Origin of the sequence: Novosphingobium sp. RL4, assembly GCF_035658495.1 — a bacterium.
GTDB lineage: Bacteria > Pseudomonadota > Alphaproteobacteria > Sphingomonadales > Sphingomonadaceae > Novosphingobium.
Genome location: NZ_CP141945.1, coordinates 1,264,852 through 1,288,641, shown reverse-complemented (window position 1 = coordinate 1,288,641; position 23,790 = coordinate 1,264,852). Strand labels below are relative to the sequence as shown.

General features: G+C 69.3%; 7 protein-coding genes. All 7 read right to left on the bottom strand.

What is annotated here, in order from left to right:
- Nucleotides 1–9: 9 nt before the first annotated feature.
- Nucleotides 10–18,123, bottom strand: coding sequence for an autotransporter outer membrane beta-barrel domain-containing protein (locus tag U9J33_RS22665; protein ID WP_324699236.1), 18,114 nt, complete (start codon nt 18,121–18,123; stop codon nt 10–12).
- A 242-nt stretch (nt 18,124–18,365) separates the two neighbouring features.
- Nucleotides 18,366–19,208, bottom strand: a complete 843-nt coding sequence (locus U9J33_RS22660) for a SapC family protein (protein ID WP_324699235.1) — start codon at nt 19,206–19,208, stop codon at nt 18,366–18,368.
- Nucleotides 19,209–19,557: 349 nt separating this feature from the next.
- A complete protein-coding gene (locus U9J33_RS22655) occupies nt 19,558–20,271 on the bottom strand; it encodes an SDR family NAD(P)-dependent oxidoreductase (protein WP_082370216.1) in 714 nt (237 codons plus the stop codon).
- Complete coding sequence (locus U9J33_RS22650; RefSeq protein ID WP_324699234.1) at nt 20,264–21,478, bottom strand: MFS transporter; 1,215 nt, start codon at nt 21,476–21,478, stop codon at nt 20,264–20,266. Before U9J33_RS22650 ends, U9J33_RS22655 begins: the two co-directional genes overlap by 8 nt.
- A gap of 55 nt (nt 21,479–21,533) precedes the next feature.
- Nucleotides 21,534–22,283, bottom strand: a complete 750-nt coding sequence (locus U9J33_RS22645; protein WP_324699233.1) for an SDR family oxidoreductase — start codon at nt 22,281–22,283, stop codon at nt 21,534–21,536.
- Nucleotides 22,283–22,831, bottom strand: coding sequence for a cupin domain-containing protein (locus U9J33_RS22640; protein WP_185999300.1), 549 nt, complete (start codon nt 22,829–22,831; stop codon nt 22,283–22,285). The genes U9J33_RS22645 and U9J33_RS22640 overlap by 1 nt, the downstream gene beginning before the upstream one ends.
- Nucleotides 22,828–23,772: a fumarylacetoacetate hydrolase family protein gene (locus U9J33_RS22635; RefSeq protein ID WP_324699231.1), complete on the bottom strand. Its 945-nt coding sequence runs from the start codon at nt 23,770–23,772 to the stop codon at nt 22,828–22,830. The genes U9J33_RS22640 and U9J33_RS22635 overlap by 4 nt, the downstream gene beginning before the upstream one ends.
- Nucleotides 23,773–23,790: the final 18 nt, after the last annotated feature.

The window sequence follows — 23,790 nt, the reverse complement described above, 5'->3', positions numbered from 1 at the left end:
ACATCGGGATCACAAGTGGAACCGGATGCCCGCCATGGCGGTCAGGTCGCTGTAGCCCTTGCCGAGGTTGGCCCCGACGCTGAACTGCAGGTCCACCTTGCGCATCTGCAGGGTGGAACGCAGGTCAATCCGGCCGCTGTCGCCCACCGCTTCCGCGCCTGCGGCGGTGAAGCGGTAGTCCTGCGCCCCGGCGAAGGCCGCGGTGACCGAGCGTTCGGTGTCGAAGTCATGCACCCAGGCTGCACGCAGCGTCGTAACCAGCGCCTTGCCTTTCGGCAGGTCTATGCGGCCAGCAACATTGGCGCCGAGCAGACTGCGCGCACGGGTCCAGTCCTTGCCGAAGAAGGCGAGACCAAGGGTCGCCGCCTCGCCATCGGCCTGGTGCTCGACATAGGCCGGCAGCGAAAGCCGGGTAACCTCGAGCGCACCGAAGGGCTGGAACACCAGGTTGCCCTGGCCGAACTGACGCGCGACCTGCGCCCGGCCCGACCAGGCGTGCATGGTGAAGTCGCCATGCGCCTGCACATTGCCGTCGGCATAGAGCCACATGTCACGCAGGTACGTCGTGTCGGCAGAACTGTGCAGCAGGTCCGCGCTGATCGTCCAAGCGCCTGGATGGAAGCCCGCATAGGCACCGAAGGTATAGACCTTCGCCTTGCCCGAGGTGCTCACGCCCGGAACCGAGAAGCTCTGCGGATCGTAGCCGAAGGTGGCGCCGATCACGCTGCGCGCGTCCGGGCGATAGTCCCATCCGCCCTGGATGACGTAACCGCTGGTGCGCGTATCGTGCGCCCCATCGGTGCCGTCGAGACGCTGGCGGCCGCCCTGGATCGCCATCCAGAGATTGCCCAGCGGTTCCTTGCGCCAGGCCGACGCAAAAGTCCCGACGCGGCTGACGATCTGGCTGTCGATGACGTCATGGTTGTTGCCGATCGCGGACAACGCCGCGCTCTGCGCCGCGGTGACGCCTTCACCGGTCAGGCTGTCGTAAACCGTGCCCAGCGCGCCAACCGTCGGGATCGAGATGATCGCCGCGGCTGTCGGTGCGAAGGCGTCGGTCGGCGTTTCCTGGATACGGTCGAGCACGTTGCCGATCACGGCCTGACGCTGGGTCAGCCCGGTCGGAGCGAACTCGATCGTGTAGCGGATCGACTGCTCGTTGATCGAAGGATAGCCGAGGCTGAAGCTCGCCACCGCCGAAGTCGGAGCGACCAGTTCGACCGCATCCTGTCCGGTGATACCGCCGGCTGCCTCCAGGATCACCGCCTCGTTGACGCCGCTCTTGGCGTAACCGAGGTTCAGCAGGTTCGTCGTCACGCGCCCGTTGAGCGCCGCAGCGCCGGAGACGACGACCTTGTCGGCCGTGTTGGTCCTGAAGTCGAGGTCGAGGTTGTACTCGCTCTGCGCCGTCAGGGTCAGGCCGCCGCTCACCGCAAGCTGCGACACGACGCCGCCACCACCCGGATTGAGGATGCCCGCGTTCACGAACGTACCCGAACCGACGTTGACCAGCGAACCGGCCAGGAAGATGCCGCCATCGACGTTGGTGAAGCTGTTGAAGCCTTCGCCGAGATCGATCGAGCCGACGATGGTGCCCGAGTTGACGATCGTGTTGTTGCCGCCCTCCGCGTAGATCACCAGGCCTTCCTGCCCGTCCATGGTCTGGAGCGTGCCGGCATTGGTTACGGTGTTGTCGGCGCCGCCAAGCAGCGAGACGGCATGGCCGCCCAGACCGCCGACGACATAGACATCGCCGATGTCGAGCATGATCGCGCCACCCCCGAGGCCGCCGGTGCTTTGCGCGACAAGCGCGCTCGAACCGGCCCCCGTGGTCACGACATCGGCATTGACGGTGAGGTTCACCGCATTGCCCGCGCCGGAACCGCCGAGCACGCTCGTTTCCGAGCCTACCGCGCCGCCGCCGCCGCCGACCGACTGAACGACCACGCCATTGGCATTGGCCCCGCTGGTGCGGATCGCTGCGTCTACCGTCACGTCTACCGTACCGGCATCCACCGAACCCGCGGCCACCGACATCAGGCGTGCCATGCGCAGCGGGCTTGCCGCACCGGCATCCACCACGTCGAGCGTCTGCACCTTGCCGTCAGCGCCAACGATCGAGGCCGCACCGCCGCCGCCACCGATCGACTGCACCAGAAGTGCGGTCGAACCGGCACCGGTGGTGGTGATCGTCTTGTTGATCGCCACCGACACGTTACCGCCGTTGCCGGTTGCACCGTTCGAAGTGCCGAGCGTCAGCGTGCCATCGGCATCGGCGCCCACGGCGCTGACATAGCCGCCGCCACCACCGATCGACTGCACGACGACACCCGCCGCACCTGCGCCAGTAGTCTGGACACGGCCATCGAGAGTGAAGTCGATGTTGCCGCCCGAGCCGCTCGCCGCGCCGCCAAGGTCCACATTCGTGACCGTGCCGGTGCCGCCGGTATTATCGAGCGTGGCAAGACCGCCGCCGCCGCCGATGGACTGCACGAGAACCGCGTTGGCGCCGGTGCCGCTGGTGACGACATCCGCCTTCTGGTCGAGCACGATGTTGCCGCCGTCACCGCCCGCACCGCCGGTCGATCCGGCTGCAAGGGTGATGTCGCCCAGCGCGCCGCCTTCCATGGAAGACAGGCTGGCCACGCCGCCGCCGCCGCCGATCGACTGGACGACCAGCGCCGAGGCGAGGTTGCCCGAAGTGCCGATGGCGCCGGTCGAGGTCGTGAAGGTCACGTCCCCGCCATTGCCCGCCGTGGTCTGCGAGCCGCCGAGGTTCAGCGAAGCGCCCGAAAGCGAACCATCGGCAAGGCCGAGCGCCATCGTGCCAAGGCCGCCGCCGCCGCCAACCGACTGTGCGAGCAGGCCGATGGCCCCGTCGCCCTCGGTGACGATGGTCGCGCTGTTGGCGATGGTGATCGCCGCGCCCGAACCGGCGGAATCTCCGCTGCCGCCGACATTGATCGCCCAGACCGCATCGCCGCTGCCCAGCACCACGTCGCCGGTGACACCCTCGGTGCCGCCGCCGCCGCCAATGGACTGCGCCGCGAAACCGACGGCGCCCGCGCCCTTGGTGTAAACCTCGTTCGCATTGGTCACGTCGATGACGTTGCCGTCACCCGCCACGCCGCCGGTGCTGCCCAGTTGCAGGGTCAGGCCGTTCGACCCGACTTCCAGCGGATCGGGCACGGAGAGCGCGACGTTACCGCCGCCCGCGCCGATGGCCTGGGCCAGCAACCCGTAAGAGAGCGCGCCTGCCGTCTGGAGCACGCCGCCCGAGAGGTTGACCACGACCTGCCCCTGCCGGCCGCTGATCCCTTCGCCCTGAGCGCCAAGGTTGAGGTTCACACCGTCGAAGGCACCCGCCTGCGCCGTGATGGCATAAGCAGACTGGCCGCCGCCGCCCGCGATGGACTGGGCGAGCACGGCGATGGAGTCGTCCGCCAGCGTCACGATGCTGCCGGTCGAGGTAACGGTAACGTCGCCGCCATCGCCGCCAGCGCCGCCGGTTGCGCCCACTTGCGTGTTCAGCGAACCGCCCGTGACCGCCAGCGAACCGGTAAAGCCACCCGCACCGCCGCCACCGCCGATCGACTGCGCCAGAATGCCGACCGAAGCCGCACCTTCCACAAGGATCGAGCCGGTATTGGTAACGGTGATGTCACCGCCGTTGCCGCCTGCACCGCCGGTGCCGCCGAGCGCGGAGGTCATGCCGCCAAGGCCCGTGCTGAGCGTGCCGGAAACGACCATGCCCGCCGTACCGCCGCCGCCGCCGATCGACTGCGCGAAGACACCATAGGACAGATCGCCCTTGGCATCGATCACGCCGCTGTTGCTGACCGTGATCGTGCCGCCGTCACCGCCGGCGCCGCCCGAACCGCCAAGGCTCGTCGTGGTGGAGCTGCCGGTGCTGAGCGAGCCCGAGATGGACATGCCGCCAAGGCCGCCGCCGCCGCCGATCGACTGCGCGAAGACGCCGATCGAGTTGGCTTCGAGCGTCTGGATCACGCCGCTGTTGGACACCGCGATATCGCCGCCATTGCCGCCGCCGGCACCTGCGCCGCCGATGGACTGGCTGATCGCGCCGCCCACGCCGACGGAGAGCCCGCCCGCGAAGCCGCCCGAACCGCCGCCACCGCCGACCGACTGGCCGAAGACCGCAACCGAGCCCGCGCCCTGCGCCAGCACGTTGCCGGCATTGGTCAGCGTGATCGCGCCGCCATTGCCGCCACCGCCGCCAGAACCAGCGCCGAGGGTCGAATTGACCGCGCCGCCGGTGGCGATGGTGCCGTCGACCGCGAAGCCGCCGGAACCGCCGCCACCACCGATGGACTGCGCGAAGACGCCGTATGACAGATCGCCATCGACCACGATGGTCGCGCCCGCGGCATTGGTGACGCTGATCGCGCCGCCATCACCACCGGCTCCGCCAGAACCGCCAAGCGTGTTGGAAAGGCTGGAAACCGCGCCGCTCGCCGCCAGCGAAAAGCCGCCGACACCGCCGCCGCCGCCCACGGACTGGGCGAAGACGCCTGCCGCATTGGCACCGGCCGCATGGATCTGGCCGCTGTTGCTGACGGCAATGTCACCGCCCTGGCTGGCATCGCCGCCGGCGCCGCCGATGGTCGAACCGAAGGCACCATCGCCCGATCCGGTGAGACCGCCCGCAAAGCCGCCGGCACCGCCGCCGCCACCGATGGACTGCGCGAAGACCGCAACGGCCCCGGCACCCAGCGTTTCGATGGTGCCGCTGTTGGTCAGCGTGATCGCGCCGCCAAGGCCGCCGCCACCGCCGGTTCCGCCGCCGATGGTCGACTGCGCATCGCCAGTGAGCGCCACGGTCGCACCGGCTGCGAAGCCACCGTTACCGCCGCCGCCGCCGATGGACTGCGCCTGGACACCGTAGGCGAAGGCGCCCTCGGTATAGACCGCGCCGCTGGTCTGGACAGTAATGTCACCGCCGATACCGCCTGCACCGCCGCTGCCGCCGATCGTGTCGGACATGGCATCGAGCTGCGAGGCCGCGCCGCCGACGGCAAAGCCGCCGACACCGCCGCCTCCGCCGACCGACTGGGCAAGGATCGCCACCGCCTGATCCCCAGCAGTCGCCACGAGGCCGCTGTTGGAGACAGTGATATTGCCGCCCGCGCCGCCATCGCCGCCGGCTCCGCCGACCGACGAACTGGCCGAAGCGCCCTCGGCCGAAAGACCGCCGCCTGCCGCGAAGGCACCTGCACCGCCGCCGCCGCCGACAGACTGCGCGAAGATCGCGATCGAGGCGTCGCCCAGCGTTACGACCTGGCCTGCGTTGCCGATCGCAATCGTGCCGCCAAGGCCGCCAGCACCGCCGATGCCGCCACCGACGCCGTTCTCCACGTCATCGCCCAGCGCCAGCGCGCCGCCGGCCGCAAAGCCGCCTGCACCGCCGCCGCCGCCGACAGACTGCGCGAATACGCCGTAGGCAATGGCGCCGTCGGTTTCGATCTTGCCGCCGACTGCATTGCTGACGGTGATGTCACCGCCATCGCCTGCCGAGCCGCCGTCTCCGCCAACCGTCTGCGAAACCGCACCGGCCTGCGAAGCGGCGCCGCCGGTCGAGAAGCCGGCGACACCGCCGCCGCCGCCTACGGACTGCGCGAAGAGCGCGGTCGCATTGCTGCCCAGCGTCAGGATCGATCCGCCGTTCTCCAGCGTGATCGTACCGCCCGAACCGCCTGCGCCGCCCGAACCGCCAACCGTGTTGGAAGTCGCGCCGCCCTCGGCCGAGAGGCCGCCGCCCGCTGCGAAGCCGCCGGCACCGCCGCCGCCGCCGATGGACTGGGCAAAGACCGCAATCGCGCCCTCACCCGCCGTCTGGATCGCGCCGATACTGGTCAGCGTGACATTGCCGCCGATACCGCCGCCGCTGCCCGAACCGCCGCCGACGCTGGATTCCACGTCGCCTTCAAGGCTGAGCGCGCCGCCGGCCGCAAATGCGCCCGAACCGCCGCCACCGCCGACCGACTGCGCGAAGACCGCGTAGGAGAAGTCTCCCAGCGTGGTGATCGAACCACCGGCGCCGTTGTCGATGGAAACTTCGCCGCCGTCACCGCCGGCGCCGCCGCTGCCGCCAACCGTGTTCGAGGCGCTGTCCGCCTTCGAAGCGCTGGCGCCGACCGAGAAGCCGCCGGCACCGCCGCCGCCGCCCACCGACTGGGCATAGACCGCCATGGCATTGGCGCCCTCGGTACGGATCGAGCCGGTGTTGACCAGCGAAACCACGCCGCCGGCACCGCCCGCTCCGCCTGCGCCGCCAACCGAGTTGGACGCCGCGCCGCCCTCGATGGTGAGGCCGCCGCCCGCCGCGAAGCCGCCGGCGCCGCCGCCGCCGCCCACGGACTGGGCGAAGACTGCGATGGAGCCGTCTCCGGCCGTACCGATCTTGCCCGCATTGCTCAGCGAAACAACGCCGCCGATGCCACCGCCGGCACCAAGGCCCGCGCCGACCGACGAATTCGCATCGCCCTCAAGGCTCAGCGCTCCGCCAGCCGAGAATCCGCCCTGACCGCCGCCGCCGCCGACCGACTGCGCGAAGACCGCGTAAGACAGCGTGCCCAGCGTGACGACCGCGCCGTCCGCGCCATTGGCCACGGAGACTTCGCCGCCGTCACCGCCCGCGCCGCCGCTGCCGCCGACCACGGTCGAGGCGCTGTCTGCCTTCGATGCAGAGGCACCCACGGCAAAGCCGCCCTTGCCGCCGCCGCCGCCGACAGACTGCGCGAAGATCGCAGTCGCATTGGCGCCTTCCGTCTGGACCAGGCCATCGGTCGTGATCGAGACCACGCCGCCAGCACCGCCAGCACCGCCCGAACCGCCAACGCTGTCCGAAGCAGAGCCGCCTTGTGCGGTCAGGCCAGCGCCCACCGCGAAGCCGCCGGCACCGCCGCCGCCGCCCACGGACTGTGCGAAGACCGCGACCGAGCCTGCACCCTTGGTTGCAATCGTGCCGGTGTTGTCGAGGCTGACGAGGCCGCCTGCGCCGCCGCCGCCACCGCTGCCGCCGCCCACGGCGGATTCCGCATCGCCTTCGAGGCTGAGACCCGCGCCGGCCGCAAAGCCGCCCGAACCGCCGCCGCCGCCGACAGACTGCGCATAGACCGCGTAGGACAAGTCGCCATCGGTGGTGATCGTGCCGCCGTTATTGGCGATCGTGACGTCACCGCCCGCACCTGCCGCGCCGCCGCTGCCGCCGACGAGGTTGGATGCCGCATCGGCGCTGGCCGCTGCCACACCGGCGGAGAACCCGCCTGCGCCGCCGCCGCCGCCCACCGACTGGGCCAGGATCGCGGTTGCATTGGCGCCCAGCGTCTGGATCGTGCCGCTGCTGGTGACCGAAACGAGGCCGCCGTCACCGCCGCCCGCGCCTTGTCCGCCCACGGCATTGCTGGCAGCGCCGCCCTGCACGCTGAGGCCGCCCGAGACGGCAAAGCCGCCCGAACCGCCGCCGCCGCCGATCGACTGTGCCAGCACCGCCAGCGAGCCATCGCCGCGCGTGCCGATATCGCCCGCGTTATTGATCGAAACCACGCCGGCCGAACCGCCCGCGCCGCCCGATCCCGCGCCCACGGTCGAGCTGGCATCGCCTTCAAGGGCAAGGCCCGCGCCGACCGAGAAGCCGCCCGAACCGCCGCCGCCACCGATCGACTGCGCCTGGATGGCGATGGACATCGCGCCTTCGGTGACGATCGTGGCGTTCGCCGTGTTGACCAGCGTGACGTCGCCCGCCGAACCGGCCGTGCCGCCGTCTCCGCCGATGGAGCTGTTCGCCGCGCCGCCCTTGGCCAGCGCGCCGCTGACCGCGAAGGCGCCGTTGCCGCCACCGCCGCCGATGGACTGCATCAGCACCGCCGTTGCGTTGGCGCCCTGCGTCAGGATTGTACCGTCGTTATAGAGCGAGACCGTGCCCGCCGAACCGCCAGTGCCCGCACCGCCGCCGATGGCATTGGAAAGCGTGCTGTCGCTGCCGCCGGCAAGGCCCGCGCCGACCGCAAAGCCGCCCGAGCCGCCACCGCCGCCGATCGACTGCGCGAAGACCGCCACGGCGCCGTCGCCGCTGGTCTGGATCAGGCTGTAGTTGTTGACGCCGACATTGCCGCCATCACCCGCCGCGCCGCCGGCTCCGCCGCCGACCGAGGAACTTGCGCCTTCGGACAGCGAGAGCGCGCCGCCCGTGGCGAACCCGCCCGAACCGCCGCCGCCGCCGATCGACTGCGCAAGGATCGCGTAGCCGAAGTTGCCGGTAGTCACGACCGTGCCGGTCGAGCCGTTGGCGACTTCGACCGTGCCGCCGTCACCGCCTGCGCCGCCCGAGCCGCCGACCGCGTCGCTTGCCGAAGCGGCCTGCGAGGCAGAGGCACCCAGCGAGAAGCCGGCCGAGCCGCCGCCGCCGCCGATCGACTGCGCGACGATAGCCATCGAGCGATCGCCCAGGACCTGGATATCGCCGGTGGTCACGACCTTGACCGCACCGGCATTGCCACCAACGCCGCCCGAACCGCCGAGGCTGTTGGTCACGGCTTCCGAAGTCGACGAAATCGTCAGCGAGCCGGCGAAGCCGCCGTTTCCGCCGCCGCCGCCGATCGACTGGGCAACCACGCCATTGGACGATGCACCGAAGGTGTAGATATCGCCGGTGTTCTGCACGGTGACCAGGCCGGCATCCTGACCGGAACCGCCAGCACCGCCCGTGGCACTGGAAGCCGCCTTCTCGCCGAGCGCCAGCGTACCGGCTACGGCGAAGCCGCCCGAGCCGCCGCCGCCGCCGATCGACTGCGCCAGAACGCCATCGGAAAGCGCACCGTGGGTCTGGATGAGTGCGCTGGTGGAAACGAGAACATTGCCGCCGACGCCGCCATCGCCGCCCGAGCCGCCGGTGACCGCGCTGGCGCCTTCGCCGTTGGAAGCCGCCGCAAGGCCGAGCGAGAAACCGCCCACGCCGCCGCCGCCGCCGATGGACTGCGCAACGACCGCTGCCGAGCCATTGCCCAGCGTGCCGAGCGCGCCGCTCAGCGTCAGATCCACGTTGCCCGCATCGGAACCGATGCCGCCCGCGCCGCCAACCGAGCTGACCGCCGAACCGCCGCCCAGCGCTGCCGCAAGGCTGCCCGAGAAGCCGCCCGCGCCGCCGCCGCCGCCGATGGACTGAGCCAGAACCGCATTGGTGGCATCGCCTGCCGTCAGGATCTGACCCTGAGAAACGACAGTGACATTGCCCGCCGCATTACCGGCGCCGCCAGCGCCGCCGACACTGTCGGACGCGCCCGCACCCTTGGTGGCAATGGCGCCGGAAACCGAGAAGCCGCCGGTACCGCCGCCGCCGCCGATCGACTGCGCCACGATGCCGCGGCTGTGATCGCCCTCGACCTTGATATTGCCAATGGAGGTCACGGACACGTCGTCGGCCGAGCCGGACGAACCACCCGCGCCGCCGGTAGAGCTGGAAACCGCATCCGCGCCCGAAAGAGCAAGACCTGCCGAGACCGAGAAGCCGCCGTTTCCGCCGCCGCCGCCGATCGACTGGGCGACAATGCCGGTGGAGTTGGCGCCGTGAGTATAGATGTCGCCGGTGTTGGCCACGTCCACGGTGCCGGCATTGCCTGCCGAACCGCCCGCGCCGCCGCCGATGGTGGAGTTCGCCTCGCCCTCAACGCTCAGCGCGCCGCCGACCGAGAAGCCGCCCGAACCGCCGCCGCCGCCGATGGACTGCGCCAGGATCGCGCCCGATTGCGCGCCGAAAGTCTCGATACCGCCCGTGTGCGTGACGGAAACGTCGCCCGCATCGCCTGCCGAGCCGCCGTCGCCGCCGGTCGACTCCGCCGTGGCGCCGCCGCTGCTGGACAGCGCCGCGCCCACCGCAAAGCCGCCCGCGCCGCCGCCGCCACCAATCGACTGCGCGAGCAGCGCTACGGATGCCGCCCCCTTGGTGACGACATTGCCGTTCACATCGACGCTGACGTCCCCTGCGTTGCCCGAGGAGCCACCGGCACCGCCGCCGGTCGCCGATTCCGCATCGCCTTCGATTGATGCAGCCGCGCCAACCGCGAAGCCGCCCGAGCCGCCGCCGCCGCCGATGGACTGGGCAACCACGCCGCGCGCCTGCGCACCGTCGGTCTGGATATCGCCATCGACCGACACGCTGACCGACCCGGCATCACCCGAGGAACCGCCGGAACCGCCGGTCGAATCCGAAGCCGCACCGCCCGAGGAGGACAAGGCCGCCGAGACCGAGAATCCGCCGACGCCGCCGCCGCCGCCGATGGACTGGGCCAGCACGCCATTGGCCGCCGCGCCCGAGGTTATGATGGTACCGGTCTGGTCTACGGTAACGTCCGAAGCCGAACCGGCCGCGCCGCCCGCGCCGCCGCCGACGCTGGACTTGGCGTCCGAATCCATCGACGCGCCAAGGCCCACGGCAAAGCCGCCGACACCGCCGCCGCCGCCCACGGACTGCGCAAAGATGCCGTTGGCCGATGCGCCCGTGGTCTGGATATCGCCGTCATGGCTGACGGAAACCGTGCCCGCGCTACCGCCCGCGCCGGCCGAACCGCCGACGCTGGTGCTGGTCGCCCCGCCTTCGAGGCTGAAGCCCGCGCCGACCGAGAAGCCGCCCGAACCGCCGCCGCCGCCCACGGACTGCGCAAAGATGCCGTTCGAGTTGGTGCCGCTGGTGACGATCGTTCCCACGTCGGACACGAACACGTCCGCGCCGTCACCGGCCGTGCCGCCTTCGCCGCCGCCCACGCTGGAGGTCGCATCGCCCTTCATGGAGGCGCCAAGGCCCACGGCGAAGCCGCCGTTGCCGCCGCCGCCGCCCACCGATTGGGCCAGGATTCCGTTCGAATTGGCGCCGCTGGTGCCGATGTCGCCCACGCGGTCCACCGTGACGGTGCCGGCGCTGCCGCCGCCGCCGCCAGAGCCGCCGACGCTGTCGCTGGTCGCCTCGCCGTCAAGGCTGAGGCCCGCGCCGACCGAGAAGCCGCCGTTGCCGCCGCCGCCGCCGACAGACTGCGCGAAGACGCCGTTGGCCTGATCGCCCAGAGTGACGATCGTGCCAGTGCCGGTCACGGTTACATCGCCGGCATTCGAGCCGGTGCCCGCGCCGCCGCCGCCGACCGAGGATTCGGCGTCGCCCTTGATCGAGACGCCAAGGCCCACGGCGAAGCCGCCGTTACCACCGCCGCCGCCGATCGACTGGGCGAGGATGCCGTTCGATCCGGTGCCCTTGGTCTGGATGTCGCTATCGGCATGGACGGTGACGTTGCCCGCCGTCGCGCCGCCCGCGCCGGCCCCGCCGACGCTGGTGGAGGACGAACCGCCCTCGCTGGAGAAGCCCGCGCCGACCGAGAAGCCGCCGTTGCCGCCGCCACCGCCGACCGACTGCGCAAAGATGCCCGCTGCCGCTGCGCCTTCGGTCCAGATCGTGCCTTCGGTGGTGACCGAAACGTCGCCCGCCGTGCCGCCCAGCGAACCCTCGCCGCCGCCAACGTTCGATTCCGCATCGCCCTTCAGCGAAACGCCGAGGCCCACGGCAAAGCCGCCCGAGCCGCCGCCGCCGCCAACTGACTGCGCGAAGACGCCGTTGGAACCGTCACCCTTGGTGGTGATGCCCTCACGCGCCACGACCGTGACGTTGCCGGCGTTGCCGCCCGAACCGCCGCCACCGCCAACGCTGTCGCTGGTGGAATCGCCTTCCGCGCTGAAGCCCGCGCTGACCGAGAAACCGCCGGTGCCGCCGCCGCCGCCGACCGACTGGGCAAGCACGCCGTTGGACGCCGCGCCTTCGGTGTAGATCGAACCGGTAGTGTCTACGCTGACATCGTCGGAATTGCCCGCCGCGCCGCCTTCACCGCCGCCGACGCTTGATTCCGCATCGCCCTTGATCGAAACACCGGCGCCGACCGAGAAGCCGCCGTTGCCGCCGCCACCGCCAACCGACTGCGCGAAGATGCCGTTGGCGATATTGCCGGTGGTCTGGATCTTGCCGACATTGACGACATCGACGGTCGAGGCGTTACCGCCCGCGCCGCCGCTGCCGCCAACCTGGTTGGAGGCGGCATCGCCTTCACCCGAGAACGCCCCGCCGACCGAGAAACCGCCGGAGCCGCCGCCGCCGCCAACAGACTGGGCAAGGATACCGTTCGAACCCGTTCCCGATGTGACGACCGAATAGCCTTCGATGGCCGCATTGGCACCGGCCGTGGCCGAGACGCTGACCATGCCCGCATCGTTGCCGGTACCGCCATTGCCGCCAACGCTCTGCGTATCGGAATCGCCCTTGGCCGAAAGGCTGGCGGAAACCGAGAAGCCGCCATTGCCGCCGCCGCCGCCGACCGATTGCGCGAAGATGCCGTTAGCCAGTTCGCCCGTGGTCTGCACGGTTCCAAGGCTGGTCACGTCGACATTGCCGGCCAGACCGCCGCTGCCGCCGGTGCCACCGCTGCTGTTGCCGATGGACTGACCCTCGACCGTGGCCGAGGCGGTCAAGCTGAAGCCGCCGTTACCGCCGCCGCCGCCGATCGACTGGGCCTGGATGCCCGCCGCGAGGTTGCCCGTGGTGGAAACGTTGCCGGTTGATCCCAGCGAAACGTTGCCCGCCGTATTGCCGGTGCCGCCCGAACCGCCGATGCCCACGGCCACGGCATTGCCCACCGACAGCGAAAGCGCGCCCGCGAAACCGCCATTGCCGCCGCCGCCGCCCACCGACTGGGCGAAGAGGCCGACCGAACTGGCGCCGCTCGTCGAAATGTCGCCGGTGCTGACGAGCGAAACGTCGCCCGCCTCGCCGCCGGAGCCGCCCTTGCCGCCGATCGCGACCGAGGCCGAAACGCCGTCACTGCTGGCGGTCAGGGTGCCGGAAATGGCGAAGCCGCCATTACCGCCGCCGCCGCCGATCGACTGCGCCAGAATGCCGTCCGCCTGATCGCCCAGCGTGGTGATGTTGCCGGTCGAGACGACCGAGACCGCCTTGCCCGCACCGCCCGATCCGCCCGATCCGCCCAGCGCCAGCGCCGCCGAGGCATATTGCGCGCCCGCGACCGCGACGGAGAATCCGCCGTTGCCGCCGCCGCCGCCCACGGATTGCGCGAAGATGCCGTTCGAAAGCGTGCCTTCGGTGTAGATGTCGCCGGTGTTGGCCAGCGTAACCGTTCCCGCGTCGTTACCCGTGCCGCCGGTGCCGCCGAACGAGAGCGCCGCCGCGCCGTACTGGGCGCCCGCAACGCTGGCGGAGAAGCCGCCATTGCCGCCGCCGCCGCCGATGGACTGCGCCACGAGGCCGCTCGACTGGTCCCCGGTCGTGGCGATCTGGCCGGTCGAAGTGAGCGTAACATCGCCCGCCGTACCGCCCGCGCCGCCGCTGCCGCCGAAGCCGATCGCGACAGCGCCATACTGGCCGCCTGCCGCGCTGACGCTCCAGCCGCCGTTGCCGCCGCCGCCCCCGATCGACTGGACCTGCGCGCCCGCGCTGAAATCACCCAGGGTGACGATGTCGCCGGTATTGGTGAGGTCCGCATTGCCCGCCGCACCGCCGGTGCCGCCCTTGCCGCCGAAGCCGATGGCAGCAGCGCCGTATTGCGCACCCGAAGCGCTGACCGAGAAACCGCCGTTACCACCGCCGCCGCCGACAGACTGGGCGAACAGCCCCTGCGAGTAATTGCCCTCGGTCCAGATATCGCCGGTCGAGACCAGCGTTACGTTGCCTGCCGCGCCGCCCGTGCCGCCGTTGCCGCCGAAGGAGAGCGAAACGGCGCCGAACTGAGCGCCTGCCGCAGAGATCGCGAAGCCGCCGTTACCGCCGCCGCCGCCGATCGATTGCGCACGCACGCCAGCCGAGAAGTCGCCCGAAGTCGTCAGGTCGCCATCGGAGATGACCCCAACGTCACCCGAAGAGCCGCCGCGGCCGCCGGTGCCGCCCATCGAGAGGCTGACCGCGCCGAACTGGCCGCCCGAGGCGGAAATGGCAAAACCGCCGTTGCCGCCGCCGCCGCCGAGCGACTGCGCGAAGATCGCATCGGCATTGTCGCCGAGCGTCTGGATGTCGCCGGTGCTGTCGATGTTGACTGCGCCCGAGGAGCCGCCATTGCCGCCATCACCGCCGAACGACGCGGAGATGCCGCCACCCTGGCCGCCTGCAACAGCGATCGCACCGCCGCCGTTGCCGCCGCCACCGCCCACCGACTGCGCGAACAGGCCCTGGGAGCTGTCGCCTTCGGTCAGGATATTGCCGTTGCTGACCAGAGTGACCTTGCCGCCGGTGCCGCCGTTGCCCGCGCCCCCGCCGAAGGCGAGCGATGCACCGCCCGCCCAGCCGCCGCTGGCGGAGATCGCGAGACCGCCATTGCCGCCGCCGCCGCCGACAGACTGCGCGAGAATGCCGGCCGAGGCCGCGCCCTGCGTCCAGATACCACCGTTAGAGGTGACCGAGACTTCGTCGCCATCGCCGCCGTTGGCGCCCGCGCCGCCCATCGAAAGGCCTGCCGCGCCGATGCCGCCGCCCGAAACGGCTGCCGAGAAGCCGCCGTTACCACCGCCGCCGCCGACAGACTGCGCGAGGATGCCGTTGGAAAGATCGCCGACCGTCGTGATCGTACCGGTGCTGCCGACCGTGACCTTGCCGCCATTGCCGCCATTCGCGCCGCTGCCGCCGAAGGCCGCGGACATTGCGCCGGCGCCGCCGACCGAGCCGGAAACCGCGAAGCCGCCATTGCCGCCGCCGCCGCCGACGGACTGCGCAAAGATACCGTTGGAGCTGAGCCCCTCGGTGGAAAGATCGCCGGTCGAGGAGACGAAGACGTCGTCACCCGATCCGCCGTTGCCGCCGCCGCCGCCGAACGTGAGGCTGACCGCGCCGGCCGCACCGCCGGCAAGGCCGACCGCGAAGCCGCCGTTACCGCCGCCGCCGCCAACGCTCTCCGCGAAGATCGCGTCGGACTGGATGCCTTTGGTCGAGATGGTGCCGACCGAGACTAGCGTGACAGTCGAACCATCCGACCCCGCGCCGCCCGCGCCGCCGAAGGTCGAGGTGATCGCACCAAGGCCGATCGCGGCACTTGCCGAGAAGGCGCCATTGCCGCCGCCGCCGCCGACGGACTGCGCAAAGATGCCGCGCGACTGGTCGCCTTCGGTGGAGATGTCCGTTGCGCTTTCAACGTCGACCAGTCCACCGGCACCGCCCACGCCGCCGGCGCCGCCGTAGCTCATCGTCAGCGATCCGCCGAGCGATGCGCCCGCCGCTACCGAGAAGCCGCCGTTACCGCCGCCGCCGCCCACCGAGCTGGCGAAAATGCCGTCCGAAAGATCGCCCTTGGTCGCGATATAGCCCTGAAGGCCCACGCGCACCGCACCGCCCGAACCACCCGATCCGCCTGAGCCGCCAAAGGCGATCGAGGCGGTGGCACCGAGACCCGCCGAGGCCGAGAGCGCGAAGCCGCCGTTGCCGCCGCCGCCGCCGACAGACTGCGCGAAGAGGCCGCTCGAACGGTCTCCGAAGGTTTCGATATAGGCCGAGCCCATGCTTGCGCTGGCCGTGGTGCACGAAGAGTTGGTGTTGACGCAGATGTCGCCGCCTGCACCGCCGCCGCCGCCCTTGCCGCCGAAGGCCGCGCTGACAAAGAGACCTGCAGAAACTGCCGAGCCGCCGTTGCCGCCGCCGCCGCCGATCGACTGGACGAAGATCGCCGTTGCATCGTCACCCGAAGTAGAAACGAGGCCGGTCTGGTTGAGGACGACCTTGCCGCCCTTGCCGCCGTTACCGCCCGCACCGCCGATAGCGAGCACGCCGGTGCTCGATCCGCCATTGCCGCCGCCGCCACCGATCGACTGGGCGATGATGCCCAGTGCCTGGTCGCCCTTGGTGGTGATCGTTCCGCTGTTGGTGACGGTGACGATACCACCGGCACCGCCGCCGCCGCCGGACCCGCCGATGGAAATGAGGCCGGTGGACGTACCGCCGTCACCACCGCCGCCGCCGACCGACTGGGCCTGGATGCCGATCGAACGTTCGCCGGAGGTCGAGATCGAGCCGCCGTTCGTGACGGTGACATTGCCGCCCGGGCTCGTTCCCGAACCGCTGCCGCCGATACCGACAAGGCCGGTCGAATTGCCGCCTGCACCGCCGCCGCCGCCGACAGACTGCGCAAAAATGCCACGGGCGTAATCGCCCGTGGTCTTCAGTGCGCCTTCGTTGTCGACGATCACCGTACCGCCGAGGCCGCCCGTGGCGCCCGATCCGCCAAGGCCGACGAGACCGACCGAACCGGAGCCCGAGCCGCCGCCGCCGCCTACGGACTGGGCGAAGATCGCGTCGGACCAGTCTCCCCCGGTCGTGACCGAGCCGGCCGAGGTCTGCGTAACCTGGACCAGACCGCCATTACCGCCGCCCGCGCCCGAACCGCCCAGCGCAACCAGGCCGCCCGAACCCGAAGCGTTGCCGCCGCCGCCGCCGATGGACTGCGCGAAGATGCCCTTGCCCGCCTCGCCCGTTGTCACAAGCGTCGCGCCGGAAGTCACGAGCACGGTGCCGCCGTTGCCGCCACCTTCGCCCGAGCCGCCCAGCGCGGCGAGGCCGCCGGTAACACCGGCGCTGCCGCCGCCGCCGCCGACCGACTGTGCCAGCACCGCGTAAGAGCCGGTGCCGGAGGTCGAGGCATAGGCACCGGCTGCAAGATTCACGATCACGGAGCCCGCGTCGCTGCCCTGGCTGCCCGCGCTGCCGAGCGCCACCAGACCCACCGTGGTGCCGCCGTTGCCGCCGCCGCCGCCGATGGACTGCGCGAAGAAGGCATGGGCGAAATCGCCGGAAGTCTTGGTGGACGAATTGCTGCCGGCCGTGATCGTCGCGTCGCCGCCCGGACCGCCGGCGCCGCCGTTGCTGCCGTCAGCGAACAGGCCACCGCCGCTGCCGCCATCGCCGCCCGAACCGCCGATGGATTCCGCGAGCACGCCGTGCGCGCCCTCGCCCTCGGTCTGGACCACACCGTTCTGGTTGACCCGGACGTCACCTCCCTTGCCGCCGTAGCTGCCGCCGCCGCTCGACGAGACGAGGCCCCAGCTACCGCCGCCGTCACCGGCCGAACCGCCGAGGCTCTGTGCGAGAATACCGATCGAGCCCGCACCCTGCGTGGCCACCGTGCCGTTGTTCGTGGCCGTGGCGTCTCCGCCTACGCCCGGAGACCCGCCGCCCGAACCGCCGCCCGACAGGAAGCCGGAACCACCCGCGCCGCCCTTGCCCGACGAACTGCTGACGAGAATACCGTAGCTGTTGCTGCCGGTGGTCAGGACCTGGGCATTGCTGACGAGGTTGACGTCTCCGCCGACGCCGGCGTTGCCGCCCGAACCGCCGTCCGAACCAAGATAGCCGTTGCCGCCCTTGCCGCCGTCACCGCCGATGCTCTGCACGATGACGGCCGCCAGATTGTTGGACCGCGAGGTATAGGACCCCGAAATCGTCTGGTTGATGTCATCGCCCTTGGCGCCGGAACCACCGTCCCCCGCGGAAATGAACAGTGCGCCGATATGGCCATTGCCGCCGTTCCGCCCGCGCAGGACCTTGCGGTAGATGCTGTCGTTGATGCCTGACTGGAACTGCACCTCGTCCGCGCCGGTGGCATTGGTGGCAGGCGCAATCGAGGTGACGGCGTCAGTCGTGCTGATCGTGTTGTCGGCAGAGCTTTCCAGCGAAACCGCGGTCACGGCGCCGCCCGCATCCGTGGTGACCGCGGTGACCGTGTAGGTCGTGCCCGAAACGTCGAACGTCTGTCCGACCTCGTCCGCGAGCAGGATGACGTTGTTGCCGTCCGTCTGCACCTGCATCGGCGGCAATTGCTTGGTGACGGTCTCGAACTCGCCGGTCACCGGGTTGAGGACCTGCGCGCCGACCGGCGGCATGACGATCGGGGACGGCGTGGGGGCAGGCGCGGGGGATGGCGTCGGGGTTGGAGCGGCAGAAGCCTGAACCGGCAGGACACCGCCGAATACCATCATCGCTGCAAGCGTCGCCACGGACGCGCTCGAACGCCAGGAACGGGACGGGCGGTCCTGCGCCGTGCTCGCGGTGGAACGGCCAGCGAAAGGTTCAGAAGTGTACAAGGTATGCCCCCCGGATGCCTGGTCGGCAAGTTGCCCGGCCCGCCCCCGGGGCGGGATTTCGCAGCTGTACGACACGGGATCGCCAGCGGGGAATCCGGGACAACACTTAGAAATGAAGAGGAAAAATTTCTTACTTATCAGATTGTTAAGAAATTTTTTCCGGTTTGATTACGCGCACGCGAGTCAACGCCGCCCTCCCCGCTCCCACCGGGAGCAGGCAAGGCGGTGCCGGTCGGTCGGTGTCAGGTGTCGCGCGCGACGGCAGCCAGGGCGTCCCACTTCGCTTGCGAAGCGATCTGCGCATGGATCGCGGGCAGCGCTCCCGCTTCGCGCAGCCGCAGGAACTGTTCGGAATCCAGCCCCTCGAACCGAGCGCGGTTCACGGTCACATATTCCACCAGCAGGCTAGGCTCGGTCGAATTCGGCGCCGTGTAATGGACCCGCTTGGGCTCGAACAGGTCGAGTTCGTCCAGCAGGGCAATGAGAACGCGGGTGCGTGCCTGAGCCGCTTCGTAATTCTCGCAGAAGCGCAGTGCCTGCAGCGTCAGTTCGGTAGGTTCGCCCTTTTCGAAAAGGACGACCGAATCTTCATCGCCCCTGTTCGCAACGCGGCCCGACGCGTGGTCGAGGCAGAGGATCAGGCGATCGCTTCCCTCGTCACGGGCGAAGACGAAGGGATAGCGGCGCAGGTAGGCCGGAATGTAGGCCCCTGCCTGATAGCGCCCTTCCGAAACGAAAAGGTTCCGCTCGGCTTCGAGGCCGGTAACGACGTAGGGCTGACGATCTTCGCCGAAGAACAGGATCGGATAGTCGAGTGCCGCGCGCTCGAACTCATCAACAGTGAGCTGGATCATCGGTGCGGTAGCGGCAAAGCCGAAATCGGTCGGCGCGACGACGACAGCTGCATCGGCGTGCGTGACGCTGTGTACAGGCCGCGGTTCGCGGTAGAGCGGCAGACTGCCGTTCACCTGCGGCTCAGCCACGGCCCCACCCGCGACAGCGCCTGCAACGGTGCCACCGACAGCGGCGTCAACACCGGCCGCCACATCGACGGCCTTGCGATTCTTTTGCTTAATTTCGGTCATGCCCCACCAAACTATAATGCCCCAAAATCACCCCCCCGACAGATCGCACCCCAATCGCGCTATCCATCGGAATTCAGTGACTTATACAGTTTGCGGCCTAGGGAAAGGTAAACAAGGCCGCAAGGATGAATTCTATCGGACACACCAATCCGCGGTGCAATCCGGACATTTACCTATTGGCTAATATAGGAGGTAAACGGCCCCTGCGATTTCGCGGCGCCGAAATTGTGCGCGACACGGGCAATTGGGGGCTTCAAACCCTAACGCGGAGGGCACTGGTCCGGATGTTTCGGGGCAGAAAACACCGCCGGCACGATAGGCGGGCACGATAAGCCGCCCCTGGCCGCTGTCACCAACCCGTGGCGCCGGCATCGATCGCGATATCTGCAGCGGTGACGTACCGGGCCTCGTCGCTTGCGAGCCAGGTGGCGGCCCATGCGATGTCCTCGGGCTCGCCGAGTCGCTTGAGCATGTTCTTCGCCAGAACCTGCTGCTCGAAGGCCGGGTCCGCCTCAAGGTGGCGCGCGGTGGCCGCAGTGCGGATGAAACCGGGCGCGATGGTGTTGGCGCGGATCCCATGCGGAGCGCCTTCCATCGCGAGCTGCCGCGTCATGGCCAGTACGCCTCCCTTGCCCGCACAATGCGCCAGCGCAGGAGAACCTTCAAGGGCATGACGGGCATTGGCCGAGGCGAAGTTGACGATGCTGGCCCTGCCGCTTGCCCTGAGCCACGGCCAGGCCGCGCGGGTCGCCAGATAGACGATGTCGAGTTCGCCGGTCAGCGTTTTCCGCCAGTCGGCATAACCAAGGTCCTCTATCCAGCCGAACACCGCAAAGGCCGCCGCGTTCACAAGTATGTCGATGCGCCCGCACGAAGCGCCGATTTCCGCAAATAGTGCGTTCGTGGCCGCTTCGTCAGTGAGGTCGCAGTTCCGATCCGTTCCCGAAAGGTCGACACCGATCACCGCGGCGCCCTCCTTGCGGAACATGTCCGCCACGCCTTCTCCGATGCCGTTCGCCGCACCCGTGACGACCGCGATCTTGTCGTTCAGACGCTCAGCCATGCGCCATCGCTCCGTTCCTGCCATGAGACGCGCGCGCAGCCAGCAAGGCGACGATCACGCCGCCCAGCGCCGCTATCGAGAGCACCGAGAAAGCGCCGAGCAGCCCCCCGGTGCGCTGGCCCGCGAAGGTCACCACGATGGGCGAAAGGAACTGGCCGAAAGCGAAAGCCGATTGCCAGAAGCCGGTTCCGCGTCCACGGAATTCGAACTTCAGGATCGACATGGACCACACCAGCAAGGTCGGCAGAAGCAGGCCCGCGCCTACCTGGTTGACGAAGCACCCGGCGAGAAAGCCCGGCACCGCGCCAGACCGGGCCATCAGCATGAAGCCCATCGAGAGCAGCGCGAATTCAAGGAGCAGCAGCCTGCCGACAGACCACTTACGGCCCAGCCGCGAATAGAGGAAGGTGCCCAGCGGCACGCCGATCGAAGCGATCGAGGTCAGGAAACCTCGCTCGGCCGGGCTGGCGAGGCCCAGTTCGGCAAGCCCGCTCGGTGCCTGAATCTGCACCGTATAGAAGAACACCGAACCGTAGACGGTAATGGCAACGATCATCGCCATCCTTGCCCAGGGGAACCCCTCCCAAGAGCGGTTATGCGGCGCTGTATCGGCGCCCTCTTCCCCGGAGCCGTCCCCCGAGGGCTCCCAGGTGAACTTCCAGACCAGGACAAACATCCCCAGCGCCGAGGCATAGGCCCAGAACGGCGTGCGCCAGCCACCCTCGCCCATGATACCGCCGAGGTTGAAGAAGAGCAGCGCCGACATCGAGGCGAAGGCGGTCTGCGCCGCCAGCCATTTGTCCCGCGAGGCACCCTTGTAATAGTCGCCGATCATCGTCGTCGAAAGAACGTAGATCAGCGCTTCGGCAATCCCCACGCCCACGCGCGAGATCAGGATATGCGTGAGGTCGGTCAGGAAGACCGGCATGACGCCAACAACCGCATAGAGCAGGAATGCGGCCAACAGGAGGCGCCGCCGGCCGAACCAGTCGCCCAGCATCCCTGCGAGCGGACAGAGCAGCGCCACGCAGAGCGAAGGCAACGTCAGGACCATCGGCACCCAGTATTCGTGTCCGGGTACCGTGCGGTAATGCGCCATCAGATCGGGGATGATCGGCGTCAACAGCACGATCGCCATCGTTGTCAGCGTGATCGGCAGCAGCAGCGAGATGCCGGTCAGCATGCCCGGCTCATGATGGCGTGTCATTCTCTCCCTTTCCTTCGGCCGGTTCTCTTTCCGGCCTGATATCAAAGCGCTTTTTTCAGCTACCGTCGGTTATCAGCGTGCCGCCGTCCACCACGAGGTTGTGCCCGGTGACGAAAGCCCCTGCGTCGGAAGCCAGGAACACGGCAGCGCCTGCGACCTCCTGCGGCATGCCGGGGCGGCGAAGCGGCGTCATCGCCATGCGGCGGGCCATGAAGGCCTCGTCCGCCAGCAAAGGTCCTGACAGTTCGGTTGCGATGAAACCGGGCGAGATCGCATTCACGCGCACCCCGCGCGGCCCCCACTCCACCGCCAGATTACGCGCCAGTTGCGCAACACCCGCCTTGGCGAGAGCATAAGCGTTGATTCGCCCGTTGCCCCTCAGCCCCGAAAGGCTGGAAACCAGCACCGCAACCCCGCCGCCGCGCTCCGCGATTTTCGGCAGGGCCAGATTGCAGAGCGCGACCTGACTGGTAAGATTGATCGCCATGACACGGGCATAGTCGGCCATGTCGAGATCGGCGAAAGGCCCCGCCCTGCCGGTGATCCCGGCATTGCAGACAAGCACGTCCAGCCCGCCGAATTCAGCCACCGCGCGATCCACCAAAGCGACCAGCGCCGCATCGTCGGTCACATCGCAAGGCTGGCCCGGCATCTCGAGTTCGGCAGCGACGCGTGCGGTGTCCTGCGCATCCTCGCTGGAGATCACCACGCGCGCGCCTTGTGCGATCAGCCCCTCGGCAATGGCACGCCCGATCCCGCGTGTGGAGCCGGTGACGATCGCGCTTTTGCCGGAGAGGTCGAACATCAGCCCTTGTCCGCCGCCGCGTTGTAGACCGGATCGACCTGCTCGGGCTTGGCCTCGTCCAGCGGCACGCCGTTGTGGAGATAGGCCGGTGCCTCGATCAGGATGAAGGCGATCCGGCAAACCTCTGCGGTAGTATTGCGCCAGAGATGGTTGGTCCCGCGCTGGACGATGATGCCGCCTTCGCGCACAATCGTCTTGCGGCCGTCTTCCAGCTCCAGTTCGATCGCGCCCTTCAGCACGATGCCGTAGTCGATCGAGTTGGTGCGGTGCATAGGGCTCTGCTTGCCCGGCAGCATATCGACCACGCGGATCACCGATCCACCTTCGAGCGTGGTGCCGGTGGGGCGTTCGCGGCCTTCGGTCTCGTCGTTGTTGTCCGCAGGTACAGTGGCGGTGGTCCAGATCGTCAGGAACGAGGCATCGCCCGAGGGGATCATCTTCGTTGGCGTCACGTCCTCAGAGCGGAACACCGCGCGGCCTTGCGCATCATGCCCGGTAACGACGCGCTGGATCGGCGGCAGGCCGGAATCGGAAAGAACTTCACTCATGCCTTTACGACCTTCTGTTCGATGACGCCGAACGGCGCGCGGCCATCGGCAAGGGTTCCCTGCATCCGCACGGTGTCGCCAAAGCGCATGAATTCGGTGCGGGGCTCTCCGAAATCGACCAGTTCGATCCCGCGCCGCTCGGCGATGCAGGAGGAGCCGATCTCGCGGTAATTCTCATTGGAAACGGTGCCCGATCCGATCACCGTGCCCGCCACCAGATCGCGCGTGGCACAGGCGTGGGCGACCAGCTCGTGGAAACCATGCCCCATCGGCTCGCCATTGGCGGCGCCAAAGCGCTGGCCGTTCCAGTCCACCAAGAGGTCCATGCAGACGCGGCCATTGCGCCACGCACCGCCCAGTTCTTCCGGCGTGACCGCGAAGGGCGCCATCGAACAGGGCGGCTTGGCCTGAACCCAGCCGAAGCCGGTCTTCATCTCCGGCCCGGCCAGTTTGCGCAGCGACCAGTCGTTGATCTGCACGATCAGGCGGATGTGCTTCATGCAGTCTTCGGCGGAGGTCCCCATCGGCACGGCGTCGACGATCACGCCGAACTCGCCTTCGAAATCGATGCCGTTCTCTTCGCTGAGGAAACGCACGTCCTCGGCAGGGCCGTAGAACTTGTCGGAAGTACCCTGATACATCAGCGGCTTGCCGGTCTTCACCGGCACCACGCCGAGTGCCTTGTCCATCAGTTCGCCGTGGCAGGCGAAGGCCGAGCCATCGAGCCACTGCCACGCACGCGGCAGCGGCGCGCGCAGCAGCGCGGCATCCAGCGCTTCGGGAAATTCCGAAATCTCGGCCAGCACGGGTGCGACGAAGGCCCAGCTTTCCATCGTCTGTTGCAGCGTATCCACAGGCGCAGGCGCGAAACGGTCGCCCTCGGGCGAAACGACGACGAGGCGCCCGTCGGGGGTGCCGTCATCGAGAGTGGCGAGGCGCATTGTTCCTTGTTCTCCCGG

Excerpts from the sequence above, each read along its gene's own strand:
- U9J33_RS22660 (WP_324699235.1), bottom strand. The coding sequence starts at position 19,208 with ATGACCGAAATTAAGCAAAAGAATCGCAAGGCCGTCGATGTGGCGGCC.
- U9J33_RS22655 (WP_082370216.1), bottom strand. The coding sequence starts at position 20,271 with ATGGCTGAGCGTCTGAACGACAAGATCGCGGTCGTCACGGGTGCGGCG.
- U9J33_RS22650 (WP_324699234.1), bottom strand. The coding sequence starts at position 21,478 with ATGACACGCCATCATGAGCCGGGCATGCTGACCGGCATCTCGCTGCTG.
- U9J33_RS22645 (WP_324699233.1), bottom strand. The coding sequence starts at position 22,283 with ATGTTCGACCTCTCCGGCAAAAGCGCGATCGTCACCGGCTCCACACGC.
- U9J33_RS22640 (WP_185999300.1), bottom strand. The coding sequence starts at position 22,831 with ATGAGTGAAGTTCTTTCCGATTCCGGCCTGCCGCCGATCCAGCGCGTC.
- U9J33_RS22635 (WP_324699231.1), bottom strand. The coding sequence starts at position 23,772 with ATGCGCCTCGCCACTCTCGATGACGGCACCCCCGACGGGCGCCTCGTC.